Genomic DNA, 26710 nt, shown 5'->3' on the forward strand with positions numbered 1-26710 from the left:
CTCCCGCGGCCGGCCCGCACCCCCCGGACCTCCGGGTCAGACCTTCCGCTGGTAGAGCCTCCACACCCGGGACCTTGTCGCTCCCATCGCTTCCAGCTGAGCGTTGATCCGGGTGTTGGTGGCCAGCGTCCAGCCCCCTTCCGCGCTGCGGATGTGGGGGTCGGCGGCCAGGCGATCGACGATCTCCTGGTAGAGAAGCGGTCCCAGCGCCAGGTTCTGGTGTTCTGGGCGGATCCCGAGGGCCCAGACCCTGGCGTGGGACATCCGCCGGCGGCCTCTGAGCAGAGGCACCCAGCCGAAGGGCGCCAGGCGGCCGCTTCGAACGTTGAGCATCAACCGGTTCAAGTCGGGCAGGGCCAGGCACACCGCCACGACGGTCCCGTCGGGCGCCTCCGCGCCAAAGGCCCAGTTGGGGTTGATGATCGACTTCAGCTGCTTGGCCAGGTGTCGGACCTCGGGCTCGGGCATCGGGGCGAACCCCCAGTTGTGCTGCCACGCGGCGTTGTACACGTCGAAGAACCGGCCGACCTCGTTGTCGAAGTCGTCCATGTCGATGCTTCGGACCTTGACCCCGGAACGCTCGCGGATCCGCTCCAGCGTCCGGCGCTGCCGGTCCGATAAGGCGGTCGAGACCTTTTCGAAGTGCCAGCCCCACAGGTCCATCGCCGGTTCCCAGCCGGCGTCGGTCCACAGCTTCTCGTAGTACCGAGGATTCTGGAGGGTGAGTATCGCCGGCGGCTCGTCGAAGCCCTCGACCATCAAGCCGAGCTCGTCGTTGGTGGTGAAGTTCGCCGGGCCGACGCACGTCTCGGCGCCGCGGTCACGGGCCCACCCGCAGGCGGTGTCGAAGAGCCGGCCGGCGACTTCGGGGTCGTCGAAGGTGTCGTAGAAGCCGACCCACCCCCACTTGACGCCCTGGTACTCGTCGAATGCCCGGTCGATGCACGCGGCGATGCGCCCCACCGGCCGACCGTGACGGTAGGCCACCCACAGCGCCACCTCCTGGTGGGCCATCGCCGGATGGCGGGGCGAGATGCGGTCGTAGACGCTGAGGCGCAACGGCGGCACCCACCCCGGGTCGCCCCCGTGGATCCGGAACGGCACGGCCACGAAGACCCGCCGGCCAGGCAGGTGCCGGACCGGGCGGATCTCGATTCCGGTCGTCACGTCGGGAGCCGTCTCGTCCAAGCGCCAGCCATCCGGTCGAACGTAGTCGCCACCTGCGAGCGCCGGGCTGGCAAGCTGGGACGATGCCGAGCAGCCAGTCGTTGTCCGGGCGGGCCGACCAGTCCCAGCCGCTCCCTCCGGTGGAGGAGGTCCGTCCCGGTCTATGGAGCATTCCGGTTCCCATCCCGGACAACCCGTTGCGTTACGTGCTGGTCTACGCGTTCGAGTCCGCCAAGGGTCCCTACATCGTCGATGCCGGGTGGAACACCGACGACGCCTGGCAGACCCTCGTGCAGGGGCTGGCCGCCGCCGGGTTCGACATCGGCGATGTCCAAGGGGTCCTCGTAACCCACATCCATCCTGATCACTACGGCCTCGCGCCGAGGGTCCGGGAGGCGTCGGGTGCGTGGGTGGCCCTCCACCCCGCCGACGCGGCCCTCCTCGAGCAGCGCTACGAGGACACGACCGGCCTGATGGCGGCGGTGAACGCCATGCTGCGGCGCAACGGAGCGCCCGCCGACGAGATCGAAGGGCTCACCGCCGCGTCGGTGCCGATGATCTCGCGGGTCGCACCGGGGCGCCCGGACCGCCTGATCGAGGACGGCGACAAACCCGAGGTGCCGGGATGGGACCTCCAGGCGCTTTGGACGCCGGGCCACTCGCCGGGGCACTTGTGCTTCTACGAGCCCGGCCACCGCTTGCTGCTCTCGGGTGATCACGTGCTGCCCCGTATCACCCCGAACATCTCCTACCACCCCCAAGCCGGGCCTGACCCGCTCGGGGCGTTCCTCCGGTCTCTCGATCGGGTCAACGAGCTGCTGACCGACGAGGTCCTTCCCGCCCACGAGCACCGGTTCCGGGACCTGCCGGCGCGGGTCGCCGCGCTCAAAGCCCACCACGAGGAGCGTTTCGAGGAGGCGCTGGGTGCCATCGCCGACGGGATCGACACCGCGTGGGACATCGCCGGGCGCTTCACTTGGTCGCGGCCGTGGGAGCAGATCACCGGGTTCATGCGGCGGGCCGCGGTCGGCGAGACGCTGGCCCACCTTCGGGCGCTGGAGGTCAGGGGGGTGCTCAGGGAGCAGATCGGTGAGCCGTCCCACTGGCAGATCATCGAACGCTAGAGGTCGCGTGACGCCGGAGCGGAGGACCTGGCGGCGCCCTCGGTAGGCTCCGGCTCATGACCGACTGGAACTACGCGGACACCTGGGAGACCGTCGCCCGGACCCGTCCCGACGCCGAGGCGCTGGTGCAGGGGCCACGCCGATTGACATGGGCGGAACTCGACCGGCGCGCCGACGGGATCGCAGCCGCGCTGCTCGACGCCGGCCTCGGGCATCAAGCCAAGGTGGCTCAGTACCTCTACAACTGCCCCGAGTACATCGAATCGTTCTTCGCGGCGATGAAGGCCGGGATGGTCCCGGTCAACACCAACTACCGCTACACCGCCGACGAGCTGGTCTACCTGTGGGACAACGCCGATGTCGAGGCCGTGGTCTTCGACCGGGCCTTCGTCGGCCGGGTGGAGGAGGTACGGGCCCGGCTGCCGCGAGTGAAGCTGTGGCTGGTCGTCGACGGCGCCGCCCCGGAGACGGCCGTGCCGGAGTGGGCCCGCTCCTACGAAGCGCTCGCCACCGGCGGGGGACCCCGCCAGGTGCAGGGACCGTGGGGCCGCAGCGGCGACGATCTGATCCTGATCTACACCGGGGGAACCACCGGCATGCCCAAGGGCGTCATGTGGCGCCAGGACGACCTGTGGGCGATCCTCAACCGGACCGCGACGTTGCGCTACCCCGAGGACGGCACGATCGACGACGTCGCCGGTCTGCTGGCCGCGCCCCCCAAGCGGACCCCGCCCCGCTTGCTTCCCGGGCCGCCCCTCATGCACGGCACCGGCATGTTCTCGGCCATAACCGCGCTGGCGTCGGGCGGCGCCCTGGCGATGCCGCCCGGGCACAAGTTCTCCCCGACCGAGGTGCTCGACACCATCGAGCGGGAGCGGGTGACCGAACTGGTCATCGTGGGCGACGCGTTTGCCCGCCCCCTCCTCGACGCGCTCGACGCTGACCCGGGCCGCTGGGACCTTTCGTCGCTGTGGCTGGTCCTCAGCTCAGGGGTCATGTGGTCCGCCGAGGTAAGGGCCGGTTTACTGCGCCACCACCCGGGGCTGATGCTGGTCGACACGCTCGGATCGTCGGAGGCGATCGGTATGGCGTCTTCGCGGTCGTCGACCGACGGCGCGCCCTCGACCGCCGGGTTCCGCCTGAGCGAGCAGACCCGCGTCGTCGCCCCCGACGGGAGCGACGTGCGACCTGGGTCCGGCGAGATGGGCCTGGTGGCCCTACGGGGCCGAGGCTCGATCGGCTACTACAAAGACGAAGCCAAGACCGCCGCGACCTACCGGATCATCGACGGGGAGCGGTGGAGCATCCCCGGCGACTGGGCGACGATCGAGGCCGACGGCACCGTCCGGCTCTTGGGCCGAGGGTCGGTGTGCATCAACACCGGCGGGGAAAAGGTGTTTCCGGAGGAGGTCGAGGAGGCGCTCAAGCGTCACCCGGCGGTGGCCGACGCGGTGGTGGTCGGAGTCCCCGACCCGCGGTTCAACGAGGTGGTGGTGGCGATGGTCGAGTGGCGACCGGCCGCCGACGGCACCCCGCCTCCGCCCGGCGACGAGCTGGTGGCTTGGGTGCGCGAGACGCTGGCGGATTACAAAAGCCCCCGCCACGTGGTCACGGTCGGCTCGATCGGGCGCGCCGCCAACGGCAAGGTCGACTACCGGGGTCTTCGGACCGCCGCCATGGCCGAGCTCGGGGTGCCGGCCTCGGCCGGCTGACCGGGCGGCCTGCGGGCTCAGCCCTCGCCGTCGCGGCTCGTGCGGCTGCGGATCCGCACGACCCGTCGGCGTCGGCCCTTGCCGGGGTCAGCGTTGCGGTCGGTGTCACCGCCGCCGGGTCCGACGTCCCCGCCGCGGGCGGGACCGCCAGCAGCCTCGACGCCGACGTCGATGGCGGCAGGGTCACCGGCGGCGGGAACTCCGGCGCCGGCGACGGGACCACTCTCGGTCGTCACCGCCCCCGACCCGCTGCCGTCCGCGGCGTCGATCGGACCGGGCCCGTCTTCCTCCGGGTCGACCCGATCGTCAGGGCCGCCGGCGGCGGTGGCCGGGACTGGCGAGGGCGGCGCTACCGGCTTCACGGACGGCGTCGGGGTCGGCCTGGCGCGCGAACCGCCCTTGGGTCGCCCTTCCGGCGACCCGGCCGGGCCGGCTTCGGCACCGCCGTCGGTGGTGACGCGCACCACCTCGTGGACCGCCGGTGAGTCGATCGCCGCGACCGGCGGCGCGATGGCGTCCTTGGCCGCCGAGGCCAGGGCGATCGCCCTGGGGTCAAGCTCTACTATCCCCTCCTCGAGGAGAGACTTCATGACCCGGCACACGTCGAAGTCGGACATGTTCAGGGTCCGGCTGATGGCCCGCAGGCTCCGGCGGCCGTCGACCACGGTCAGCATCCGCCAACGCTCCTGGTCGATGGTGACCTGGGAAGCAGACAGGTCATCGACCAGGTGTGGTTGGAGATCGAGCGATGGAATGAGCTCTTGGAGCTCCTGCCACTCCTGCAGGCGCTTACGGGCCCGGGACAAGACGGTGTCCACCCGCAGCCTGGTGGTCGAGGGCAGCGAGCTGGGCCGGCCGGGCTGGAACTCGAAGCCGCCCCGCTCCGCGTCGAGCATCTCGAAGCAGATCTCCTCGAGCCGGCCGCGGACATCACCGCTGGCTGCTGCGGCCTGATGCTCCGACTGGTCGGCGCCCACCAGCGAGCCCTCTTCGAGGAAGAGGTTCGCCGCGAACGATCGGCTCCTGACGTGGAGCCGGCCGGTCAGCTGCTGGCGAGCGAGAAGGCGAAGGACCTCGGAGAAATCGAGGACATCGAAGGTTCCCTGGAGCGGCATTGCCCCACCATCTTGCCAGCCGAGCCCCCGCCGCGGGGCGTACCCGGGCGGTCATCGGCCACTCGCCCGGCTCCGTCGGGGCGACTCACCGCGGTCTCGGCGAGGGGACTTGGGCCTCCCGGCCTGACCGGACCGCGCTACTGCTCGATCTGGACGGAAGCGACATACCATCCCCCGCTCGGCGCGGGTACGGCGTTGAGCTCGTAGAGACCGCCGGTCGCGCTGGAGCGGTCAGCGTAGGTGCAGGTGACCGGCGGGTTGCCGTCACTGCAGCCACGGAACTGCAGATCCTTCGACGGGACGGCGAAGAGGCCGGCGACAGCGGAGGGGGCGGCGACGGTCCCGGCTCGGGCCCGGTCGCCCTGAACCCACTCATAGACCAGCGCTGCTGCCGCTGCGGCCGGAGTGGTCTGGGGAGCGACCGGGGCGAACACCGTCGTGGTCGTCGCCGCGCTGGTAGTCGGGGGTGCCTCGCTGGTCGTGGGGGCCGCCGCGGTGGTGGGGGCGGCCGCGGTGGTGGCCGTGCCGGGGGTCCCCGACCCCGTCGAGGTGCCGCATCCGCCGGCGGCCAGGGCCACGGCGAGCAGGGCAGCGGCGAGGGCGGTCGGTCCGGCGGGCACCCGCCGAGTCTCGCCGATCCACCCATCTGGCAGTGGGACGGGGTGCCATCTCCACGGGAATGGAGCCGACTAGCGTCTGCGCATCGTGGCGAGCAGACGGCATTGGTGACAGCAACATGGTGCGGGGGTGAATAAGCCCGTCGACCCGCACGATCCGGGTGCCGGTCGTTTCGGCCGATACCGGGCTCGGCACACGAAGAAGAAGGCCCCGGCCCGCACCACCGGACGCAAGGTCCTGCTCGGCGTCAACATCGTCGTGGCCACCTCCCTGGTCCTGGCCGGGTCCGCGTTCGGGTACGCCGAATGGCGCCTGCACGAGATCCGCCGGGTGCACATCCACTCGCTGACCGCCGTGGGCCACGACAGCCAGAGCACCAAGGTGGCGACGGCCAAGTCGTCGGCCGGGCCCCCGGAGACGATCCTGCTCGTCGGCAGCGACAGCCGCGCCGCGCTTAAAGGCACCGCGTCGGCGGGCCAGTACGGGTCCGCGACGCAGGTCAGCGGCGCCCGCTCGGACACGATCATCTTGGTCCGGCTGGTGCCGGCGACCAAGCAGATCGAGATGCTGTCGATCCCTCGCGACCTGTGGCTGCCGATAGCGGGTCTCGGGCACCAGAAGATCAACGCCGCGCTGGGCGTCAGCCCCGATCTGCTGATCAGCACCATCCAGTCCCAACTCGGCATCGACGTAAACCACTACGTGGACATCGACTTCCAGTCGTTCAAGGACATCTCCAACGCCATCGGCGGTGTCAGCGTGTACTTCCCGACGCCGGTGCGCGACGCGGAGGAGACCAACTTCAAGATCCCCGCCGCCGGGTGCGTTTCCCTCGTCGGCGACGAGGCGTTGGCCTTCGTCCGCAGCCGGATGTACCAGTACTACCTCGACGGGTCCTGGCATCAGGAGGGGGAGAGCGACCTCGCTCGCATCCAGCGCCAGCAGCTGTTCATCCGCAAGATGGTGGGCAAAGCGGAGCGCACCGGTTTGGGAAACCCGCTGACCCTCAACGCGATCATCGGCGGGATCACCAAGAACCTCACCGTCGACGACTCTTTTTCGGTGACCGCGATGCTCAACTTGGCGCAGACCTTCCGCTCGGTCAACCCGGCCTCGATCCAGGGTGTGACCCTCCCTACCTATCCTGAGACGCTGCCGGGCCCCAACGACGTCTTGATGCCCCAAACCCAGCAGGACAAGGCCGTCATCCAGCAGTTCCTCAGCTTCGGGGAGACCCCGACGACGACGCCTCCCTCCACCCTGCCGGTCCTCGGGTCGACCACGACCTCCACGCTGCCCCCCACCACGGTGGCGGCGTCGTCGGTGGCCGTGCACGTGTACAACGGGTCGGGGGTGAGCGGGCAGGCCGGCGCGGCAGCCAGTGCACTGCGCAGCGCTGGTTTCGACGTGTTGAGCGTCGGCACCGCCTCCTCCTACAACCATCCCTCGACGATCATCCAATACAGCCCGGGCGAGCAGGCCGCCGCCGCGACCCTTCAGGCCCGGATCGGCGGGGGCGCCACCTTGGAGCAGGTCAGCGGTCTGGGCACCTCCCTGGACCTGATCACCGGCCAGTCCTACAGCGGTGTCGTCCCGGCCGGGTCCGCCCGTACCGGCGCTACCACGACCACCACCAGCACCACGGTGCCGGCCACCACGACCACCACCTACGCCCTGCCGGGGTCCCCAGCGACGGGCGCGCCGAGCTGCGACTGAGCAGGCCCCGACCGGCAGTTGAGCTTCGGGGGTAGCGTTCAGGTGTGAGGGTCCTGGCCGTCTCCGACGAGGCTGCCGACCGGCTTTGGACCGGGGGCGGGCCGCCGCTGGTCGCCGATCTGGTCGTTGGGTGCGGCGACGTGGACTTCGATCTGCTCGGCTGGCTCGGCGAGGCCACCGGGGCCCCGGTGGTCTTCGTCCCGGGAAACCACGACCCGGACGTGTCCGGCTACCGGCCCACCCGGTCCGGGCTGGTCGTCAGGGCCGGGTTCGTCACCTTCCCTCCGTGGCCGGCGGGAGCGGTCAACGCCGACGGGCGCGTCGTAGAGTCCTGCGGGCTGCGTATCGCCGGCCTCGGCGGCTGCTTGCGCTACCGGGACGGGCCCAACCAGTACACGCAGGCCCAGCAGCGCCGCCGCGGCCGCCGGCTGGTGCGCCGGGCCCGATGGGGTCACCTGCGCCGGCAGCCGGTCGACTTGGTGCTCGCTCACGCCGCCCCCCGCGGGCTCGGCGACGGGGACGACGCGCCCCACGTCGGTTTCGACGCGCTGCACCACCTGGCCAGGGCGTTACGGCCCCGGCTGCTGCTGCACGGCCACGTGGCGCCGGCTCCCGGCGGCGGCGACCACTGGATCGGCGCGACCCGGGTGGTCAACGTCTTCGGCTCCAGGATCCTTCAGGTCCCCGCCGCCGACCCCGCCACCCGGCCGGCCCCGGTGGAAGGGCGCTGACCCGTGCGCCGCAGCACCGGGTTCCCCGGGGTCGACGCCGGCGACGACTTCCAGCGGGTGCGGCGCCGGCAGGTGCTGGCCCACCTGGGGCGGCGGCTGCGGCGCGAACCCGACGACGTCGGCGTGGTGCTGCCCTACGACGAGGTGGTCTCCGCGCTCGGCGTGATCGGCGAGCACCACGTCGGGCACCGGGTGGTGGCCCTCGACGCGGTCGTCGGCAGCGTCGACCGGCCCCGGGACTTCGACCGGACGTGGCGCCCGACGTCGGGACGCTCCCGCGAGCGCTGGGAGCGGATCGCCGCCGCCCAACGCCGGGGCGAGCCGATCCCGCCGATCTCGCTGTACCAGGTCGGCGACGTGTACTTCGTGCGCGACGGGCACCACCGGGTGTCGGTGGCCCGGGCCCTCGGCTCCAAGACCATCGAGGCCGACGTGACCGAGATCCGCACTCGGGTCCCGGCCGGCGACATGCAGGTGCGGGCCGACCTGGTCATGAAGGACTACGAGCGGCTGTTTCGCGAGCGGGTCCCGCTGCCGGCGGGGATCCAGGCGACGCTGGTGGTCGACGACCCGTGGAGCTGGTGCGAGCTGGCGGAGACGGTCGAGGCGTGGGGGTTCCGGCTGCTGCAATCCGAGCGCCGGCTGCTCAGCCGCTCCGAGGTGGCGCTGCGCTGGTACGACGACGAGTATCGGCGGGTCGTGCGCATGCTGCGCGCCGCGGATCTCATCGAGGACCGCACCGAGGTCGAGACCTACCTGACCATCGCGGCCGAGCGCTACCGGCTCATGCGCACCCATGATTGGAACGACGAGGTCATCGCCAAGCTACGCGCCGAGCTGCTCACCTGAGCGTCGATCAGGGCGGCCGGCGCCTCAGGTGTCCTCGGCGGTGACCGCCAGCAGCGCCAGCCCGGTGTCAGGGTCGAAGAGATGGATCTTGGAGGTGTCGACCCAGAGGGACGCCTGCTCCTCCTCCTTCACCCGTGAGGTGGCGTCGAGACGGGCGACGACCTCGCGTCCACCGGCGAGGGTGTCGACGCTGCCGGAGTCGGCGGCGAGCTCGTCGAGCTCCGATGAGCTGGCCCGGCCACCCTCCAGGGTGAAGTGGGCGAAGACGTCCGAGCCGAGCGACTCGATGACGTCGATCCCGGCGTTGAACACCATCCCGTGGTCGCGCTCGTGCTCGCCGACGAGCGCCGCGTCCTCGAAGTTCTCGGGACGGATGCCTAGGATCACCTTCCGTTCCGCGCCCGACGACTCCACCGCGCGGCGCTGACGGTCCGAGAGGGCTATGTCGCCGAAGGGGGAGCGGACGGTGCTTTCGGCCAGTTCGGCCTCGACGAAGTTCATCGCCGGCGAGCCGATGAATCCGGCCACGAACAGGTTGTCGGGATGGTCGTAGAGCCGCTGGGGGGATCCGTACTGCTGCAGGACGCCGCCGCGCATGACCGCCACCCGATCGCCGAGGGTGAGCGCCTCGGTCTGGTCGTGGGTCACATAGACCGTGGTCACATGCAACCGCTTTTGGAGGCGCGACACCTCGGTGCGCATCTGGACCCTCAGCTTGGCGTCGAGGTTGGACAGCGGCTCGTCCATCAAGAACGCCTTGGGGCTGCGGACGATCGCCCGCCCCATCGCGACCCGCTGGCGCTGACCGCCTGACAAGTTGGCCGGTTTGCGGTCGAGGTGCGGGGTCAGGTCGAGGATGCGGGCGGCCTCCTCGACCTTCTTGTCGATCTCGGCTTTTGGCGTCTTGGCCAGCTTCAACGCGAACGCCATGTTCTGCCGGACGGTCATGTGCGGGTACAGGGCGTAGTTCTGGAAGACCATCGCGATGTCGCGATCCTTAGGCGCCCGGTCGTTGACCACGGTCCCGTCGATGATCAGCTCCCCGGAGGTGATGTCCTCGAGGCCGGCGATCATGTTCAAAGTCGTGGACTTCCCGCATCCGGAGGGCCCGACGAGGATGCAGAACTCGCCGTCCTCGATCTGCAAGCTGAGGTCACGCACGGCCAGCGCGCCGTCGGCGTACTGCTTGGTGACGTGGTCGAGGGTGATGGCGGCCATGGAGGGTCCTTTCTGTCTCCTCAGCCCTTCACAGCGCCGGAGGTGAGGCCGGCGACGATGCGGCGCTGGAAGAACAGCACGAAGAACAGGATGGGGATGGTGATGATCACCGCCGCGGCTGCGATGTTGCCGATGGGGTTCTCAAACGACGAGTTGCCGGTGAAGAAGGCGATGGCGGCGGGGACGGTCTGCGAAGAACTCGTGGCGGTGAAGGAGATGGCGAAGAGGAAATCGTTCCAGCAGAACAGGAACACCAGGATGAACGACGTGACCATGCCGGGCATGGCGAGCGGAGCGATGACCCTCACGAAGGCCTGGGTCGGGGTGGCGCCGTCGATCTGCGCGGCCCGCTCCAGGTCGCGGGGTATCTCCCGGAAGAACGCCGACAGCGTGTAGATGGCGAGCGGCAGGGAGAAGGCGATGTAGGGGATGATCAGACCCCACCAGGTGTTGAACAGATGGGCGGAGCGCTCCACGTTGAAAAGCGGCGTGACCAGCGAGATCTGGGGGAACATGGCCACGAGCAGCGACGCCCCGACCAGCACCTTCTTTCCCCGGAAGCGGAGGCGGGAGATGGCGTAGGCCGCGAAGCTGGCCAGGATCACCGAGACCAAGGTCGCGATGACGGCCACCACGACCGAGTTGCGCAGCGCGTCGAGGAACGCCGAGGTCTTGAAGATCGTCCGGTAGTTGCCGAGCGTCCAGTGAGTGGGGATCAGGTTGAAGCCTTTGCCGGTGATGGTGCCCGACGTCTTGAACGACAGGGACACGATCCAAAGCAGCGGGATGATGACCCAGATGGCGACGACCAGATCGACGCCGCCCCATGCATAGCGTTTCCCGTCGCGACTCCGGGTCCCGGTTGCGCGTGCCATGCCCTAGTCGTCCGATCCCGGGGCCGCGGCCCCGAACAGTTTGACGAAGATGAATGCGATGATCGCCACGGTGACGAAGATGAGCACCGAGATCGTCGACCCGAGACCCAGGTTGAGACCGGTGAAGAGGTTGTCGTAGGCGAGGAACGACACCGAGCCGGTGTTGTTCTGCCCTTTGGTGAGGATGTAGATGTTGTCGAAGACCCGAAAGGCGTCCAGGGTGCGGAACAGCACCGCCACGAGGATGGCCGGTTTCATGAGCGGCAGCGTGATGCTGTAGAAGCGCTGCCACGCGGAGGCGCCGTCCATGCGGGCCGCTTTGAGGAGGTCCTCGGAGACCAGCGACAGGCCCGCCAGCAGCAGCAGCGCCATGAACGGCGTGGTCTTCCACACTTCCGCCAGGATGATCACCGCGATCGACTCCCCGGTGTGGGTCAGGGGAGCACCGGTGCCGGTGATCACGTTGGCCAGGTAGCCGGTGCCGGGCGTCCAGGCGTACTGCCAGCCGTACGCCGCGACCACGGTGACCAGCCCGTAGGGGATGAGGATGAGCGTGCGGACCAGCCCTTTGCCAACCAGGGTGCGGTGCATGATCAACGCGAACACCATGCCGAGCACGAACTCGATGGCTACCGAGACCACCGTGATGATCACGGTGATGAGGAAAGCCCTCCACCAGTAGTGGTTGCCGAGGACGGTCCCATAGTTGGAGAGGCCGATGAACTTCTGCAGGTTGGGGAAACGCAGGTCGTAACGTTCCAGGGAGAGGTAGATGGCGTAGGCCATCGGCGCCCCGGCCACCGCCAGCAACACGATGACCGCCGGGAGGCACAGCAGCCACCCGAGGTGCTCCTCGGCCCGGGCGCCTTTCGAGAGCCGCTTCTTGTCGCGCCTGTCGAGTTCGGGGGCGGGGGGCACCGGCGGCCGGTCGACGGTCGTGGTCACGGGATCAGCCCCTTCTGGTCGAGAGCGTCACGGATCTGCCCGGTGAGCGAGCTGAGGTTCGAGGCCGGCGAGATGGAGCCGGGAGGCGACAACGTGTGGGAGATGTAGATCGACACCGCCTGGTACTCGGGGGTCTTCGGCCGGACCGCGGCGGTGGTCAACTGCTGGAGGATGTCCTTGTAGAACGGGTACATGGCGACGAACTCGGGGGCCGGGTTCTGGTAGAGGGAGGTGAGCGTCGGCGGCAGGCCGCCCTTGACCGCCGCCTCGAGCTGGTTGGCGGGGTCGCGCAGGCACAAGACGGCCTGCCGGGCGAGGGCGGCGTGCTTGGAGTACGAGCTCACCGTCAAGTCGATGCCGCCCAGCGTGGAGTGCAGCGGCAAGCTGGTGGATACCTGCGGGTAGGTGGTCCACTTGAAGTTCTTGAAAAGGGCCGGGTTGTCGGACTTCATCGACGGATAGACGAACGGATAGTTGATCTCGAACGCCGCCGTGCCGCCCTCCATCGCCAAACGGTTCTGATCCTCCTGCTGCACGGAGAGGGACGGGTCGGCGGCGGGGGAGTGGGCCAGTTGGCTCATGATCTGCATCGCTTTCAGCGCCGGCGCCCCCATCGACGGAGCCGTCGAGTTGGCGTTGAGGATGCTGCCGCCGGCGCTGGCGACCAGCGAGTTGAACCAGACGGTGAGCCCCTCGTACTGGGCCCCTTGGATCTCGATGTAGTGGGGCTTTCCCTCTTTCGCCAGTTGCACCGCGTCGGCGATCATCTGCCCCCACGTCGCCGGCGGGTTGGGCACCAGGTCCGACCGGTACCAGAGCAGCTCGGTGTTGGAGCTCTGGGGCACCGCCACCAGCTTTCCGTTCCACATCGCGGTCTGCAGCGGGCCGGGGAGCGTGTCGGCCTCGACCTGCTGGGCCTCCGAGCCGGTCCAGGGAAGGATCCAGCCGGCTTCGGAGAACTCCGCCTCCCAAGTGACGTCCAGGCCCATGATGTCGATGCTCGAGTCGTGGGCCGCGAGCCGGCGCACCAGCTGCTGGCGTTGCAGGTCGGCGGCGCTCGGCAGCTTGTTGTAGACGATGCGGTACGCACCGTGGGAGGCCGCCGAGCACGCGTTGGCCGCGTCCTGGGTGGCGGGCGACGAGTCAGGCTCGTTGTAGTAGCTGAGCACCACCGGCCGGCCCGCGGCGCTGGCCGAACCGCACGCGGTCACCACCGACGCGCACAGCGCCAAGGAGGCCAACGCCCGGGCGGATCTGCCCGCCGTCCAACCAGTCTGTGTCATCGCACCCCCCGGTGGTCTCCGGCGTGTCTTTACCCTGCGCCTGGAGGAATCAAGCGGCTTTAGGGCAATATCGTCCGATCGTCGCCGCCGCCTCCGGCCGCCACACGGCCTACGTCGTTCTAGTGGTCTTGCACGTCGCCGCGTCCCTGGTCGGCTTCGGTGCCATTGCCCTGTCCGGGGTGTACGCGTCGACGGCCCGCCACATCGAGCGTCCCGGTGCGATGGAGGAGTCGATCCGCTACTTCCAAGCCCGCTCGATGGGCGAGTGGGCGTTGCTCGCGGTGCCGGTCCTCGGCGTGGCGGCCGTCGCCACCGACCCCGCCGGCGGCGGGCTGGGGCAGGCGTGGATCGCCATCGCGTTGACGCTGTGGGCCGTCGCGGTCGGCGTTGCGGCGGGCATGGCCAGGCCGGCAAGGTCGGCGCTGCGCGTCGCCCTGCGCAGCGGAGCGCCGCGAGCCGCCGAGCCGCAAGCGGCCGGGGCCTCCGCCACCCCCACCAGCGAGCCGGGGCCCGCGCTTGACGTGCCTGCTCTGCAGGCGGCCGCCACCAGGCTGGCGATCGCCGCTGCGGTGTGTGACGCGGCCTTCGTGCTGGCCGCCATCGACATGGTGCTCAAGCCGTGGGGACGGTAGCTGGACCGTAGGAACATGGAGTGTCGGTCAGCTGAGCGTCGGACGTCCAGCAGACATCCCACGGCCCCCGGGAAGGTCCTACGCTTCAAGCATGGCGTCGTCTGTGCAGCCGGTGCCCGCCACTGATGGCGGCACGTTCCGAGGAGTCCCTGTGCACGAGGCGGTGGAGGACCTGCGCCTGGCGTGGACCTCCCGCTATCTCGACGACCGGGAGATCGCCCTGCAGAAGCAGAGCCGGGTCTTCTTCCAGATCGCCGGGGCCGGGCACGAGAGCCTGCTGCTCGGCCTGGCCCGCTATCTGCGCCCCGCGTACGACTGGTTCTTCCCCTACTACCGGGACCGGGCGCTGCTCCTCGGCCTCGGGGTGACCCCGGAGGAGATCTTGCTCCAAGCGGTCGGCTCCGCGGCCGACCCGGCGTCCGGCGGACGGCAGATGCCCTGCCATTGGGGCCACCGGCCGCTGCACGTGGTGAGCCAGTCCAGCCCGACGGGCAGCCAGTGCCTGCCCGCGGTCGGCTGCGCGGAGGCCAGCCGCTACATCTCCCGGCGAAGTATGCCTGGCTGCGAGGCCCACGGCGACGAGCTCACCTACGTCTCCCTCGGCGAGGGAGCCACCTCGGAGGGCGAGTTCTGGGAGAGCCTCAACACGGCGTGCACCCTCCACCTCCCCCTGCTCTATGTGGTAGCCGACAACGGGTACGCCATCTCCGTTCCCTCCGACGAGCAGTCGCCGGCACCGGTCTCCGAGCTGGTCAGGGGCTTCCGCGGGCTCCAGGTCCACCCCCTCGACGGCACCGACTACTTCGCGGTGCGCGCCGCAGCCCCAGAGATCGTCGCTGCGGTGCGGGCAGGTGTCGGCCCGGCGCTGATCCACGCCCGGGTGACCCGCCCCTACTCACACTCCGCAGCCGACACCCAGAGCAAGTACCGCTCCGCGGCCGAGCTCGCCGAAGAGGCAGCCAACGACCCGATCACACGCCTCGAGACCGCTTTGCTGAGCGGGGGCGTGCTCAGCGAGTCGGAGCTGAGCGCGTTGCGGGACGCGGCGCGCGAGGAGGTGATGGCGGCGGCCCGGCGGGCGCTGGCATCACCCCGGCCCGACCCGGTCACCGTCACCGACAACGTGGTAGCCCTCCCGGTCATCCCCGCCGGGGACGAGGACGCAGACGACAAGACAGGCGAGGTGGTCGCGTTTGGCGAGGCGATCAAGAGGACCCTCGCCGAACGGATGGCGGCCGACGAGCGGATCCGGGTGTTCGGGGAGGACGTCGCCGACGCTCGCGAGGTGGTGTTGGCTGACGTGGAGGGGAAGGGAGGCGTCTTCGGCACGACCCACGGTCTGCAGCGGCGCTTCGGGCTGGCCCGCTGCTACAACACACCGTTGGCGGAGGCCAACATCGTCGGGCGCGCGGTCGGGCAGGCGGTGCGGGGTCTTCGGCCGGCCCCGGAGGTGCAGTTCTTCGATTACATCTGGCCGGCCATGCAGCAGATCAAGAGCGAGGCGGCCACCATGCGGTGGCGCTCCAACGGCGCTTGGACCTGCCCGATGGTGCTGCGGGTCCCGATCGGCGGGTACCTCACCGGCGGGGCTATCTGGCATTCGCAGAGCGGGGAGTCGATCTTCACCCACGTCCCAGGGCTCATTGTCGTGATGCCGTCTCGAGCGGCCGACGCGGCCGGGCTGTTGCGGACCGCATTCGCGTGCGAGGACCCGGTGCTGTTCCTCGAGCACAAGCATCTACTGCGCCAGCCCTACACACGCGACCCGTTCCCGTCGCCCGGCTACCGGATCCCGCTCGGCAAGGGAAGGGTGGTGGTCGACGGAGACGACTTGGCCATCGTGACGTGGGGGGCGACAGTCGAGAAGTCCCGCCAGGCGGCAGCCGCGCTCGCCGACGACGGCGTCTCGGTCCGGGTCATCGACCTTCGGACCCTCGCGCCGTGGGACCGGGAGATGGTCGCCGACGCGGTGGCCGACACATCCCGGCTGGTCGTCGTCCACGAGGACGTGATGACATCCGGTTTCGGCGCCGAGGTCGCCGCCTGGGCCGGCGAACATTGCTTCTCCGACCTGGACGCACCCGTCCGTCGGGTCGCGGCCGCCGACACCCACGTCGCTTACGAGCCCGGCCTCGAAAAGGCCATCCTCCCGCAGGTGGACGACATCCTCGCCGCGGCGCGAGCCACGCTCTCGTACTGATTTCCCCACCTCGGAACCTCCACAAAGTTCTTACATCCGGTTTGGGCGACGGCTCCGAAGCAAAGGGTGTTGCTAGGTGCGTTCGCACCTGGCGGAGCGCAGATGCAGCGGACAACGCCCGGCCCGTGCCGGCGACAAGGGGGGAACAGACGTGTTATCTAGTCGCGTAGGTAGGAAGAGGACGTCGTCGTCGCTAGGCGCCAGCGTCCTAGCCGGCGCCACGGCGCTCGGCTTCGCGGTGCTCGGGTTGGGCGGCGTCGCCGGGGCCCAGACCCCGGCCAGGGGAGTGATCGCCCACCAGGCGACCTCGGCACCGAGCGGAAACAACGGCACCACCGTCGATCCGCTCCAGTACAACTGCGGCAACGACCATCCATCCTGCGGCCACGTCGGCAGCTCCTTCGCGGACTTCAACGGGACCAGCACCGAGATCGTCTACAGCGAGAACTACTACTGCGACGCCAACGTCAGCTCCGGGGCGTCCTCCGGCTGCGAGGTCGGCGCCCCCGCATCGGCCCAGCCGAGCGCCTCCTCGGCGGGAGGCACCGGGACATCCCTCGGCAACACCACCAGCGGCGACACGTTGTACATCCCCGTGCCGCTGGGCTTCACGCCGAGCAGCCCGACGCAGTGCCCGGCCGCCTCGTCCACGGTGACCTGCATCGACCACCCCAACACCGTCGACCTGTCGCGCATCGCCGCGTACCTGCCCAACAACCCGTCGCCCAGCTCGGTCGCCAACGCGTTCGTCCCCGCCCACGATCACGTGGTGACGACTCGCAACAACGGCAACCCGGAGTGGTGGAACGTGAAGGTCGTGCCGGTCACGTCGCAGGCCGCGCTGACGACCATCGAGACCAGCAAGCAGCTGAGCGCCTCGCAGCTTCAGCCGTTCGACCCTTCCAGCAACCCCGGCGGGTACATCCCCTCCAACATGTACCTGTTCTTCCAGGTGCTCCCGGGCACCGTCCCCTCCTCGGTCGCCACCAACCCGGCCAACCTGAACGCTGACAACTACCCGCCCGGCAACAGTTCGGGACCGGCGCCGGCGCCCGCCGCCGCCGACCAGAGCGAGACGGGCTCCACGTTCAACAACTTGAAGGTCGACTGCGCCGGCGGCGGGGCCAACTGCTCCAACATCGGCATCGCCCGCGGGTACGTGTCGGGCACGCCGGGTGTTGGCACCGGCCAAGACACGCAGCTGCTCTACAGCGAGGAATACTCCTGCCCCACCCCGTCGTCGGGTGTGCGGGCCGGGTCGTCGAGCGGGTGCGAGGCTGGGTCACCGGCGGGGTCCATCCCGCCCGGGGTCGGCGGCAACGGCGTCGTGCCCACGGCGGCCAACTCCGCGCCGGGAGTCCAGTCGGCGTCGGGCAGCGACCAGATCGACCCGCTCTACATCCCCGTCCCGCTCGGCTTCACGCCCAAGTACTCGCAGTGCCCGACGGCGATCACCTGCATCGATCACCCGATGACGGTCGACCTGTCGGCGCTGGCCCCCTACCTCCCCGGCAAGCCGTCGGCGTCCAGCCTCACCAACGTGGCGCTGCCGAGCCACGACCACGTGGTGCGGACCCGAAACGGCGACCAGCCCGAGTGGTGGAACGTCGAGGTGGTCCCCGTCACGTCCCAGGCTCAGCTCGACACCATCGAGACCGCCAAGAACCTGACCGTCGCCCAGGAACAGCCGTTCAGCCCCACCGCCAACCCCGGCGGGTCCATCGACACCAACGTCTACCTCTGGTTCCAGACGTTGCCGGGCGGCGCGGTCCACACACCCGGCCCGGGGGCGTCGGTCGCGGCCGCCACGCCCACCGCGGGGACCTGCAGCACGTCTCTGCCCGCGAGCGCAGTGGTGGCCGGCGCTGACCTGCCTGACGGAACCGGGTACGTCGAGACCGACCGCGCCGGCGACGTCGCGGCCTTCGGCGGAGCGGCGTGCTACGGCTCGCTGACCGGTGTGCACCTCAACAAGCCGATCGTCGGGATCGCAGTGGACCGCAACACCGGCGGCTACTGGCTGGTCGCCTCCGACGGCGGCATCTTCAACTTCAACGCCCCCTTCCTCGGCTCGACCGGCAACGTCCACCTCAACAAGCCGATCGTCGGCATCTCCACCGACATCAACAGCCAGGGCTACACGCTGGTGGCTTCCGACGGCGGGGTGTTCCCCTTCGGCGAGCCGTTCCTCGGCTCCACCGGCAACGTCGCCTTGAACAAGCCGGTCGTCGGTATGGCCTACGACTACGCCTCGGGTGGCTACTACCTGGTGGCTTCCGACGGTGGCGTGTTCGACTTTGGAGGCGCCAAGTTCTGGGGGTCGACCGGTAACGTCCACCTCAACAAGCCGATCGTGGCGATCAGCCCGCTGCTCACCGGCACCGGCTACACGTTGATCGCCTCCGACGGCGGGACGTTCCAGGAGGGCGCGGCGCCCTTCATCGGGTCGCTCGGCGCCACCCACCTGAACTTCCCGATCGTGGCCGCCGGCACCGACTTCGCCAACGGTGGCTTCACCGACTTCGCGGCGGACGGTGGCGTGTTCAGCTTCGGGAGCCCCTTCTACGGGTCGGCGGCCTAGGACCGCTCGAACGGCAGTCGGCGTCCGCGGGCGGGGGAGCCATCCCCCGCCCGCGGCGCGCCCGTACAGTGGCAGCGGCAGGTGGCCCGGCCGGGCCTGATTACTTCGACGAGGAGATGCCGCAGTGAGCCAACAGGTACGTGGGGTGGTGGCCCGGGGCAAGGGGCAGCCGGTCGCCGTCGAGACCGTGGTGGTACCCGACCCGGGACCCGGCGAGGTGGTGGTGGCCGTCCAGGCCTGCGGTGTCTGCCACACCGACCTCCACTACCGGGAGGGCGCCATCAACGACGACTTCCCGTTCCTGCTCGGCCACGAGGCCGCTGGCGTCGTCGAATCGGTCGGCGAAGGCGTCACCAACGTCGCGGCCGGGGATTACGTGGTCCTGGCGTGGCGGGCGCCGTGCGGGACGTGCCGGTCGTGTCTGCGGGGACGGCCGTGGTACTGCTTCGACAGCGCCAACGCGACGCAGCCGATGACCCTGGCCGACGGCACCGCGCTGAGCGCCGCGCTCGGCATCGGGGCCTTCGCCGAGAAGACCCTGGTGGCCGCCGGGCAGGCGGTGAAGGTCGACCGAAGAGCCCGCCCGGAGGCCGCCGGCCTGATCGGCTGCGGGGTGATGGCCGGCTTCGGCGCCGCGGTCAACACCGGTTCAGTGGGCAGAGGCGACACGGTGGCGGTGTTCGGCTGCGGCGGGGTTGGCGACGCAGCCATCGCCGGAGCGTCCATCGCCGGAGCCCGGCGGATCATCGCGGTCGACCTCGACGACCGGAAGCTGGAATGGGCCCGCCGCTTCGGTGCCACCGACGTCGTCAACGCCGGCATCACCGACGCCGTCGAGGCCGTCAAGGCCCTGACCGACGGCTTCGGGGCCGACGTCGTCATCGAAGCCGTCGGACGCCCGGACACCTACCGGCAGGCGTTTTTCGCCCGTGACCTGGCCGGGACCCTGGTGCAGGTGGGCGTGCCCGACCCGCAGATGCAAATCGAGCTGCCGATGATCGAGTTGTTCGGTCGCGGCGGCGCCCTCAAGTCGTCCTGGTACGGCGACTGCCTGCCCACCAGGGACTTCCCGGTCCTCATCGACCTCTACCTGGCGGGCCGCTTGGACCTCGACGGCTTCGTCACCGAGACCATCCCCCTCGACGCGGTGGAGGACGCCTTCGCTCGGATGCAGCACGGCGACGTGCTGCGCTCGGTCGTGGTCATGGGCCGGGCCTGATGAGCCTGCGAGTCGAGCGGGTCGTGACCTCGGGGGTGTTCTCCCTCGACGGGGAGGACTTCGACGTCGACAACAACGTGTGGCTCGTCGGCGACGACGACCGGGTGGTCGTCATCGACGCTGCTCATGACGCGGACCGCATCGCCGCGGCCGTCGGCGGCCGGCGGGTGCTGATGATCCTGGCCACCCACGGCCACAACGACCACATCAACGCGGCGGTGGGTCTGGCGGCGAAGGTGCACGCCCCGGTCGCCTTGCACCCCGACGACCTGGCGCTGTGGCGCAGCGTGCACCCCGGGCGGGCGCCGGACCTGGCCCTCTCCGACGGGCAGACCATCGAGTTCTCCGGGCACCACCTCCACGTGCTGCACACCCCAGGCCACTCCCCCGGAGGGGTGTGCGTGCACCTGCCGGGCCAGGCGCTGCTGTTCTCCGGTGACACTCTGTTCAAGGGCGGCCCGGGGGCCACCGGACGCTCCTGGTCGGACTTCCCGACGATCGTGGCGTCAATCAGGGACCGGCTGCTGGTGCTCCCCCCAGCCACGATCGTCCACACCGGCCACGGTGACGACACCACCATCGGCGCCGAGGCGCCGCACCTCGACGAATGGATCGCCCGGGGGCACTGAGACGAATGTATCGCCCGGGGACGCTGACCCGCGACCGCCTCCGGGCGTTCTACGCAGGCGGACAGGCGGAGAGGACCGCGTCGGCCAGGGCCGGCCACGCCGCGGCCGCCCACGGACCGAAGTCCTCCGCCGCGACGCCCGCGCACGCCACGCCAGCCGCCGGGTCCACCCACAAGAACGCGCCTGACAGACCGAAGTGGCCAAACGTCGACGGGCTGTTGGCGGCGCCGGTCCAGTGCGGCGACTTGTGGGATCGGATCTCGAAGCCCAGCCCCCAATCGTTCGGCGACTGGTGCCCGAATCCGGGGAGTACCCCGTCGAGGTCAGGGAAGGCCACCGAGGTGGCGGCCGCCAGGGTCGCGGGGGACAGCAAGGTCGGGGCCATCAGCTCCCCGCCGAAGCGGAGCAGGTCCCGCAACGGCCCCGAAGCCCCCGCCGCCGGCGAGCCTTCCAGCACGGTGGCCGACATGCCGAGGGGTTCGAGCACCCCGGCCCGCAGGTACTCCCCGAACGTCATGCCCGCCGCGGCCTCGAGAGCCTCGGCGGCGACCTCGATGCCGCGGTTTGAGTACACCCGGCGAGTGGCCGGCGGCGCCTGCACCCGGTCGGAGTCGCGTGACAGCCCGGAGGCGTGGGCCAGGAGATGGCGCAGGGTGGAGCCGGGCGGACCGGCGGGCGCGTCAAGGTCGACGATGCCCTCCTCGACCGCCACCAGCACCGCCGTGGCGGTCAGCATCTTGGTCACCGACGCCCACCGGAAGGCCTGGCCGTCGGGACCGGTCGTCGCCAGCACCCTGGCGGCGTCTCGGACCCCGACCGCCGCGGCGACCGGCCAGCCGGCGACGGTGTCGAGCGCGTCGGACAGGATCAATTGGTGCCCATCGACGCGCACTGCAGAGCCGCGGTGATCACGCTCAGATCGTTCTCCATCAGTCGGGTGTAGGTGGCGCCCTTCGGCCATCCTCCCGCCGGCACCCCGTCGAGGGTATCGAGCACCTTCACCTTCGTGTCGGTGGCGGCCGCCGCCGCGGTCACGGTCCCGTCGGGCACCCAGGGCTGCGAGAAGACGGTTTTGACGCCCGCGGCCCGAACCGCGGCGGCGGCCGCGGCCACCGCCGCGGGATCCGGGCTGGCGGAGGCGCCGACCGCCCGATCGGTGATCCCGTAGCGGCGACTCATGGCCGACCACTCGCTGTCGGGCGTGACGATCACCCGGCGGGTGCAATCCGACAGGCTGTTTTGGAAGTCGGCCGACAGGGAGCTCATCTCCGCCACCACGTCGTTCGCTCCGTTGGCGTAGGTCGCTCGAGCCGCGGGGTTCGCCGCGCTCAGCGCGTCGGCCAGGGCCGGCGCCAACTTGGCGATCAGTTCAGGATCGAGCCACGGACCGTCCGCCGCCGGCGCATAGGTGGGGGCCAGGGTCACCAGATGCGCGGCGCCGGCCGCGGCCGCTTCGAGCGCCGGCTGGTACCCGCCGCCGACCATCACCACCACCGCCGCCTGCCTCAGCTGGCGGGCTGCGGCCGGGTCGAGGGCGGCGGTGCGAGGGTTGGCGCCGGCGGGCACCACGTCGACGACGGTCGCGTGCGAGCCGCCGACCTCGGCCGCCACCTGCGCGAGCGCCGAGTTGGCGGTCACCACGGTGACCACCGGAGCTGATGACGGCGCCCCACCGCCGCCGCACCCGGCGGCGAGGGTCACCAACCCGACGCCCGCGGCGACGATGGCGCGAATGGAACGGGGGGGTCGGATCACGACCCGGGTAGTTAGCATGCTGCCCGTGCCGAACCCAGTCACCGCCGTCCTGTCACCCCTCCGGCGCCCGGCGCGCACCGTCAAGACACTGGGGGCTTCCGTCGGCGTCGTCGGCCGATCGGGGCTCCTCGGCCCGTACGCCCCTTGGCGGATACCGGCGATCGGGGAGGCCATCCACCGATACGGCGTCAGCCTCGGCGCGGTGTACGCGCTGGGCGCGGCGCTGCGGCCCGACCACATCGCGGCCGTCGACGAGAGGGGAGCGTCGACCTTCGCCGAGATGGAGTCGCGCACCAGCACCATCGCGGCGGCCCTCGCCGATGCCGGGATCGGCGAGGGCGACGAGGTGGCGCTGCTGTGCCGCAACCACCGCAATTTCCTGGCCGCGACGGTGGCGCTCGGCAAGCTGGGGGCCGACACCGTCTACCTCAACACCGGTTTCGCCGGTCCCCAGCTCGTGGACGTGGCGAGGCGCGAAGGGGCTCGTGCGGTGGTCTTGGACCAGGAGTTCCTGACCCTCGCCGAGGAGCTCGGGCCCGACGTGGCGCTGTTCGTGTCGTGGGTCGACGACCGCACCAGCCTCGGAGGCCGGGTCAGCTTCGACGACATTCTGGCGGGCGGCCCCCGCCCGGCCCCGAAGAAGGCGACCCGCCAGTCCCGCCAGATAATCCTGACGTCTGGCACGACCGGCACGCCGAAGGGGGCGCAGCGCAACTTCGGCAGCGAGATCGAGCCGGTGGTGTCCCTCCTGTCTCGAATCCCGCTTCGTACCGGTGACACCACGCTGCTGGCCGCTCCCATGTTCCACTCGTGGGGGCTGGTCAACGCCGCGATGGGCATGGTCCTCGGGGCTCGCCTGGTGATGCCCCGCAAGTTCAACCCGGAGGACACTTTGCGCCTCGTGGCGGAGCACCGCGCCACGGTGCTGGTAGCGGTCCCGGTGATGATCCAGCGGATCATGGCCCTGCCGGCCGAGACCCGGGCTCGCTACGACACGTCGTCGCTGCGGGTGGTCGGGCTGTCGGGGTCGGCGCTTCCGGGCGACCTCGCGACCCGGTTCATGGACGCGTTCGGTGACGTCGTCTACAACCTGTACGGGTCGACGGAGATCGGCTGGGCGTCGATCGCCACCCCCGCCGACCTGCGGGCCGCGCCGGGAACAGCCGGCCGGGTGCCGCTCGGGACCGAGGTACGCATCCTCGACGGTGACGGGCGCGAGGTGCCCGCGGGGGAGACCGGTCGGATCTTCGTGCGCAGCGGGTTGCTCTTCGACGGCTACACCGGCGGCGGCAACAAAGACATCATCGACGGCTTCATGTCGAGCGGCGACGTCGGGCACTTCGACGAGCACCAGCGGCTCTTCGTCGACGGCCGCGACGACGACATGATCGTCTCGGGAGGCGAGAACGTGTTCCCGCGAGAGGTCGAGGACCTCCTCTCCGACCATCCAGACGTGGCCGACGCCTCGGTCATCGGCGTCCCCGACGACCAGTTCGGCCAGCGGCTGGCCGCGTTTGTGGTGCCCACAGAAGGCGCGACCATCGACGTAGACGGCCTCCGTCACTACGTACAGGCTCAGCTGGCTCGCTACAAGGTGCCGAGGGACATAACCGTGCTCGACGAGCTGCCTCGCAACGCCACCGGCAAAGTGGTCAAGCGAGAGCTGCGCGACCCCTGAGCGGCAGGCCGTGGTCGCGAAGCGGTCCCACGTCGTAGTGCTCCCACGCCTCGGCGAGGAGGGGTAGCGCACCGACCGCGGACCGCCACGAGCCGGCGGCGGAGGTGACGTCCGAGTCGTGCAGCAAGACGGTGGGCCCGGCGTGCCACGTCCTCGTCACGTCCGCGACCACGCTGCCAGGCGTCGCCTCCTCCCGCCAGTCCCGACCCCAAGTCGACCACAAGACGGTCTGCAGCCCGTTGCGGCGGCCTGCGACCACCGACGACGCCGCCAGCGCACCATACGGGGGGCGGAACCATCGCATGGCCTGGCCGGTGCGGTCCTCGACCAGGTCACGGGCCCGGCGGACGTCGGCGACCGCCCAGGGTGCCGGACGACGGAGATGACTGACGTGGTGGTCGCCGTGCACCCCGAGCTCGTGGCCCTGGTCGAGGATCTCGTCGAGCAGGTCAGGTGCTCGCCGGACCTGGCTGCCGAGCACGAAGAACGTGGCCTTCCAGTCGAGCTTCGCCAGCGCCTCGAGGATCACCGGCGTGGAGCGGGGGTCGGGCCCGTCGTCGAAGGTCAACGCCACGTGCCCTGGCCGGCCCACCCCGGACAGGGCCGGAACCACCCGGCATCGCATCCGGCGCCACGCCACCGCGGCGGGAGCCACGTGGAACAGCACCGCGGATCCGCCGAGCGCCGCTAGGGGACCGGCGCCTCGCCGGGTCATCGCAGCTCGGCGAGCGGAGCGGCTTGCAGCCCGGACTGCTGCAAGGCGCCGTTGACCTGCGCCAAGAGGGAGGCCATCCCGGCTGGCGTCGCGTCCAGGCCGCTCAGGTAGTAGATGCCCCGGGCCTTGAAAGACTGGGGCGTGACGGCCTGGTCGACGTCGCCGGCGCGCAGCACCGAGTCGGGGACGACCACCGAGAGATGGGCACCCCGGCAGTCGTAGAGGTCGAAGGCGGTGATCCGCCGGCCCGGCGCGAAGACCGTCACTGGCTGGCCGGTCAGCTGCTGGAGGGCGGTCCGGGCGGCCACATCTCCGTGCGCCCGGCTCCAAGGAGCCGGGCGCTCCAAGTTCCCTTGGGCGTCGTAGCGGGCGCCGGCGCCGCCGTCAGCCACGCTCACCCCGTCCGCCACCAGCGTCCGGATCGCGGCCGGGTCGGCCTGGGCGGTGGTCTGGTCGACCACGACCGAGGCATGCATGCGCGCCACGGTCCCCACGATGGCCGGGTCGAACAGCTCGCCGGCGCTCAAACGGACCCCGACGTAGGCGACCGGCCCGGCGCTGGCCTGCGGGTGGGCGACCCCTGCCCCGGCCGCGGCGGCCGCCCCCACCCCGGCGGTCAGGCCGGTCCAGACGATGGCCGCCAGCCCGGCTGTGGCCACCGCCACCCGGGTGACCAAGCGCGCCGCTGCGTGAGCGGTGGGCGGCGCCACGGCGGGGGCGTCGAGAGCCAGCACCGCAGCGTCAGCGCGAAACATCGCAGAGGCGGCGGCGATCTGGGCGTCGCGCCCGGCGCCGGCGACGGTCACCCGCTCCAAGGCGGCGGCGAGGGAGGCCGGATCGGCGGCCAGCATGCTGACGCCGGCCGCGGCCATGGCCGCCGTGTTGTCCCGGCCGTGACCGGCGATGGGGTTGAAGCTGACGACCGGCAACCCGGCCCGCATCGCCTCGAAGGAGGTCAGGCCGCCGGCGTTTTCGACCAGGGCGTCCACGGCGGCCATGAGATCGGGCATGCGGTCGGTCCAGCCGAGGACCACGGCCTTCCACCCTGACCGCGAGGCCAGGTCCGCGACCCGACGCTGGAGCTTCTCGTCGCGCCCGCACACCACGACGGGCACGTACCGTCCGCCGCCGGCGACCGCGCGGATGGTGTCCTCGATGTCACCAACACCCCACGAGCCGGCGACCACCAGAACCGCCCGGTCGGCGTCGCCGAGGCCCAGCCACGAGCGGGCCTCGGCCCGGGTCGGCCGACCAGGCCGGGATGGGTCGAAGCGGTCACCGACGGCCGGCCCACAGGCCACCGCAGGACGCCCGGTGCGGTGGTGGGCCATCATCGCCGGTCCTTCGTGCACCGCCAAGTTGAGGTCGATGCCCCGGTGCACCCACAGCGGGTGGACCCCGAAGTCGGTGATGAAGTTCACCGCCGGCAGCTGCAGCCGCCCGAGCTGGCGCAGCCGGCCGAGGCACAGGGTCGCCAGCGGGTAGGTCGACACGACCACGTCTGCTCGTCGTTCCCGGATCCAGCGAAGAACCCGGCGCCTGGTGAGGACGCACACCAGCCAGGCCACGACCGGGCACAGCCACGGCACTCGATGCCAGAACCGGTAGGTGGCGTCGTACGCGGACGGGACGTGACGCAGCTCGAACTGGTAGCCGCTTTTGAGTGCGGTGCCCACCCGGAGAGGTCCCGAGTCGAGGAAGTCGCGGACCTCGGCGTCGTGGCCGGCGGCCTCCAGCCGAGCGGCCAGTTCCCGGGCGGCCCCGTCGTGGCCGGCGCCCATGCTCGCCGAAAGGATCAGGACCCGGCGCGAGTGTCGAGCCGGCCCCTCCACGCCGTCGTCCCCGGTCCGCCCGGCGCCGTCGGGAAGCTGCCGTCTGCGCACGACATGCCAGACTAGCGTGTGCACCTTTCGAGCCGTATCTCATGCAGCTTCCTGCACCGCCGGGC

22 protein-coding genes are annotated in these 26710 nt (G+C 70.7%); 11 read left to right on the forward strand and 11 right to left on the reverse strand.

The window, feature by feature from the left end; genetic code table 11:
* Positions 1-36: 36 nt before the first annotated feature.
* On the reverse strand, positions 37-1167 hold the full coding sequence (locus tag K6U06_RS08270; RefSeq protein WP_262321447.1) for a hypothetical protein: 1131 nt from the start codon (positions 1165-1167) through the stop codon (positions 37-39).
* A gap of 83 nt (positions 1168-1250) precedes the next feature.
* Here K6U06_RS08270 and K6U06_RS08275 point away from each other — a divergent pair, with 83 nt between their 5' ends.
* Together K6U06_RS08275 and K6U06_RS08280 are read left to right on the forward strand one after the other, a co-directional pair.
* Complete coding sequence (locus K6U06_RS08275) at positions 1251-2291, forward strand: MBL fold metallo-hydrolase (protein ID WP_262321448.1); 1041 nt, start codon at positions 1251-1253, stop codon at positions 2289-2291.
* 56 nt (positions 2292-2347) lie between these two features.
* The gene (locus tag K6U06_RS08280) at positions 2348-4003 is read left to right on the forward strand and encodes an AMP-binding protein (protein WP_262321449.1); all 1656 of its coding nucleotides are present in this window, start codon (positions 2348-2350) and stop codon (positions 4001-4003) included.
* A gap of 17 nt (positions 4004-4020) precedes the next feature.
* On the opposite strand, the gene K6U06_RS08285 is transcribed toward K6U06_RS08280, so the two are convergent.
* Both K6U06_RS08285 and K6U06_RS08290 read right to left on the reverse strand, forming a co-directional pair.
* On the reverse strand, positions 4021-5118 hold the full coding sequence (locus K6U06_RS08285) for a DUF4388 domain-containing protein (protein ID WP_262321450.1): 1098 nt from the start codon (positions 5116-5118) through the stop codon (positions 4021-4023).
* Between the two features lie 137 nt (positions 5119-5255).
* On the reverse strand, positions 5256-5738 hold the full coding sequence (locus tag K6U06_RS08290) for a hypothetical protein (RefSeq protein WP_262321451.1): 483 nt from the start codon (positions 5736-5738) through the stop codon (positions 5256-5258).
* Positions 5739-5865: 127 nt separating this feature from the next.
* Here K6U06_RS08290 and K6U06_RS08295 point away from each other — a divergent pair, with 127 nt between their 5' ends.
* Genes K6U06_RS08295 through K6U06_RS08305 form a run of 3 tightly spaced genes read left to right on the forward strand, consistent with a single transcriptional unit; the run spans position 5866 to position 9032 of the window.
* Positions 5866-7452 (forward strand): LCP family protein, encoded by a 1587-nt coding sequence (locus K6U06_RS08295; RefSeq protein WP_262321452.1) that lies wholly within the window; start codon positions 5866-5868, stop codon positions 7450-7452.
* Between the two features lie 44 nt (positions 7453-7496).
* Positions 7497-8183 carry a metallophosphoesterase gene (locus tag K6U06_RS08300; protein ID WP_262321453.1) on the forward strand — a complete coding sequence of 229 codons (687 nt, stop codon included), beginning with the start codon at positions 7497-7499 and terminating at the stop codon, positions 8181-8183.
* A 3-nt stretch (positions 8184-8186) separates the two neighbouring features.
* Positions 8187-9032 carry a hypothetical protein gene (locus tag K6U06_RS08305; RefSeq protein ID WP_262321454.1) on the forward strand — a complete coding sequence of 282 codons (846 nt, stop codon included), beginning with the start codon at positions 8187-8189 and terminating at the stop codon, positions 9030-9032.
* A 24-nt stretch (positions 9033-9056) separates the two neighbouring features.
* Here the strand turns inward: K6U06_RS08305 and K6U06_RS08310 are convergent, their stop codons facing one another.
* From K6U06_RS08310 to K6U06_RS08325, 4 genes are read right to left on the reverse strand one after another with little or no spacing between them, the layout of a single operon-like run.
* On the reverse strand, positions 9057-10250 hold the full coding sequence (locus tag K6U06_RS08310) for an ABC transporter ATP-binding protein (protein ID WP_262321455.1): 1194 nt from the start codon (positions 10248-10250) through the stop codon (positions 9057-9059).
* 20 nt (positions 10251-10270) lie between these two features.
* The gene (locus K6U06_RS08315) at positions 10271-11125 is read right to left on the reverse strand and encodes a carbohydrate ABC transporter permease (RefSeq protein ID WP_262321456.1); all 855 of its coding nucleotides are present in this window, start codon (positions 11123-11125) and stop codon (positions 10271-10273) included.
* Between the two features lie 3 nt (positions 11126-11128).
* On the reverse strand, positions 11129-12070 hold the full coding sequence (locus K6U06_RS08320) for a sugar ABC transporter permease (RefSeq protein ID WP_316044701.1): 942 nt from the start codon (positions 12068-12070) through the stop codon (positions 11129-11131).
* Positions 12067-13353, reverse strand: coding sequence for an ABC transporter substrate-binding protein (locus K6U06_RS08325; protein WP_262321457.1), 1287 nt, complete (start codon positions 13351-13353; stop codon positions 12067-12069). Before K6U06_RS08325 ends, K6U06_RS08320 begins: the two co-directional genes overlap by 4 nt.
* A gap of 122 nt (positions 13354-13475) precedes the next feature.
* Between K6U06_RS08325 and K6U06_RS08330 the strand changes: the two genes are divergently transcribed.
* The 5 genes from K6U06_RS08330 to K6U06_RS08350 all read left to right on the forward strand — a co-directional run bounded on the left by K6U06_RS08330 (position 13476) and on the right by K6U06_RS08350 (position 20614).
* On the forward strand, positions 13476-13985 hold the full coding sequence (locus tag K6U06_RS08330) for a hypothetical protein (protein ID WP_262321458.1): 510 nt from the start codon (positions 13476-13478) through the stop codon (positions 13983-13985).
* 91 nt (positions 13986-14076) lie between these two features.
* The gene (locus tag K6U06_RS08335) at positions 14077-16185 is read left to right on the forward strand and encodes a dehydrogenase E1 component subunit alpha/beta (RefSeq protein WP_262321459.1); all 2109 of its coding nucleotides are present in this window, start codon (positions 14077-14079) and stop codon (positions 16183-16185) included.
* 151 nt (positions 16186-16336) lie between these two features.
* The gene (locus tag K6U06_RS08340) at positions 16337-18766 is read left to right on the forward strand and encodes a hypothetical protein (protein ID WP_262321460.1); all 2430 of its coding nucleotides are present in this window, start codon (positions 16337-16339) and stop codon (positions 18764-18766) included.
* Between the two features lie 124 nt (positions 18767-18890).
* On the forward strand, positions 18891-19985 hold the full coding sequence (locus K6U06_RS08345; protein ID WP_262321461.1) for an S-(hydroxymethyl)mycothiol dehydrogenase: 1095 nt from the start codon (positions 18891-18893) through the stop codon (positions 19983-19985).
* Positions 19985-20614, forward strand: coding sequence for an MBL fold metallo-hydrolase (locus K6U06_RS08350; RefSeq protein ID WP_262321462.1), 630 nt, complete (start codon positions 19985-19987; stop codon positions 20612-20614). The genes K6U06_RS08345 and K6U06_RS08350 overlap by 1 nt, the downstream gene beginning before the upstream one ends.
* A 49-nt stretch (positions 20615-20663) precedes the next feature.
* Here K6U06_RS08350 and K6U06_RS08355 read toward each other — a convergent pair whose 3' ends face one another.
* On the reverse strand, positions 20664-21482 hold the full coding sequence (locus K6U06_RS08355) for a serine hydrolase domain-containing protein (RefSeq protein ID WP_410051010.1): 819 nt from the start codon (positions 21480-21482) through the stop codon (positions 20664-20666).
* Positions 21482-22369 (reverse strand): metal ABC transporter substrate-binding protein, encoded by an 888-nt coding sequence (locus K6U06_RS08360; RefSeq protein WP_262321464.1) that lies wholly within the window; start codon positions 22367-22369, stop codon positions 21482-21484. The genes K6U06_RS08355 and K6U06_RS08360 overlap by 1 nt, the downstream gene beginning before the upstream one ends.
* Positions 22370-22394: 25 nt before the next feature.
* On the opposite strand from K6U06_RS08360, the gene K6U06_RS08365 reads away from it, so the two are divergent.
* Positions 22395-24047, forward strand: a complete 1653-nt coding sequence (locus K6U06_RS08365) for an AMP-binding protein (RefSeq protein WP_262321465.1) — start codon at positions 22395-22397, stop codon at positions 24045-24047.
* Here K6U06_RS08365 and K6U06_RS08370 read toward each other — a convergent pair.
* Positions 24022-24762 (reverse strand): polysaccharide deacetylase family protein, encoded by a 741-nt coding sequence (locus K6U06_RS08370; RefSeq protein ID WP_262321466.1) that lies wholly within the window; start codon positions 24760-24762, stop codon positions 24022-24024. The genes K6U06_RS08365 and K6U06_RS08370 overlap by 26 nt on opposite strands.
* Entirely contained in the window at positions 24759-26645 is a 1887-nt protein-coding gene (locus tag K6U06_RS08375; protein WP_262321467.1) for an MGDG synthase family glycosyltransferase, read from the reverse strand. The genes K6U06_RS08370 and K6U06_RS08375 overlap by 4 nt, the downstream gene beginning before the upstream one ends.
* Positions 26646-26710: the final 65 nt, after the last annotated feature.

Origin of the sequence: Acidiferrimicrobium sp. IK, assembly GCF_025499425.1 — a bacterium.
Classification (GTDB): Bacteria; Actinomycetota; Acidimicrobiia; order Acidimicrobiales; family Palsa-688; genus Acidiferrimicrobium.

Bases quoted from the DNA above. Each gene is read 5' to 3' on its own strand.
- K6U06_RS08310 (WP_262321455.1), bottom strand. From the start codon at position 10,250: ATGGCCGCCATCACCCTCGACCACGTCACCAAGCAGTACGCCGACGGC.
- K6U06_RS08275 (WP_262321448.1), top strand. From the start codon at position 1,251: ATGCCGAGCAGCCAGTCGTTGTCCGGGCGGGCCGACCAGTCCCAGCCG.
- K6U06_RS08370 (WP_262321466.1), bottom strand. From the start codon at position 24,762: ATGACCCGGCGAGGCGCCGGTCCCCTAGCGGCGCTCGGCGGATCCGCG.
- K6U06_RS08285 (WP_262321450.1), bottom strand. From the start codon at position 5,118: ATGCCGCTCCAGGGAACCTTCGATGTCCTCGATTTCTCCGAGGTCCTT.
- K6U06_RS08280 (WP_262321449.1), top strand. From the start codon at position 2,348: ATGACCGACTGGAACTACGCGGACACCTGGGAGACCGTCGCCCGGACC.
- K6U06_RS08325 (WP_262321457.1), bottom strand. From the start codon at position 13,353: ATGACACAGACTGGTTGGACGGCGGGCAGATCCGCCCGGGCGTTGGCC.
- K6U06_RS08350 (WP_262321462.1), top strand. From the start codon at position 19,985: ATGAGCCTGCGAGTCGAGCGGGTCGTGACCTCGGGGGTGTTCTCCCTC.
- K6U06_RS08335 (WP_262321459.1), top strand. From the start codon at position 14,077: ATGGCGTCGTCTGTGCAGCCGGTGCCCGCCACTGATGGCGGCACGTTC.
- K6U06_RS08315 (WP_262321456.1), bottom strand. From the start codon at position 11,125: ATGGCACGCGCAACCGGGACCCGGAGTCGCGACGGGAAACGCTATGCA.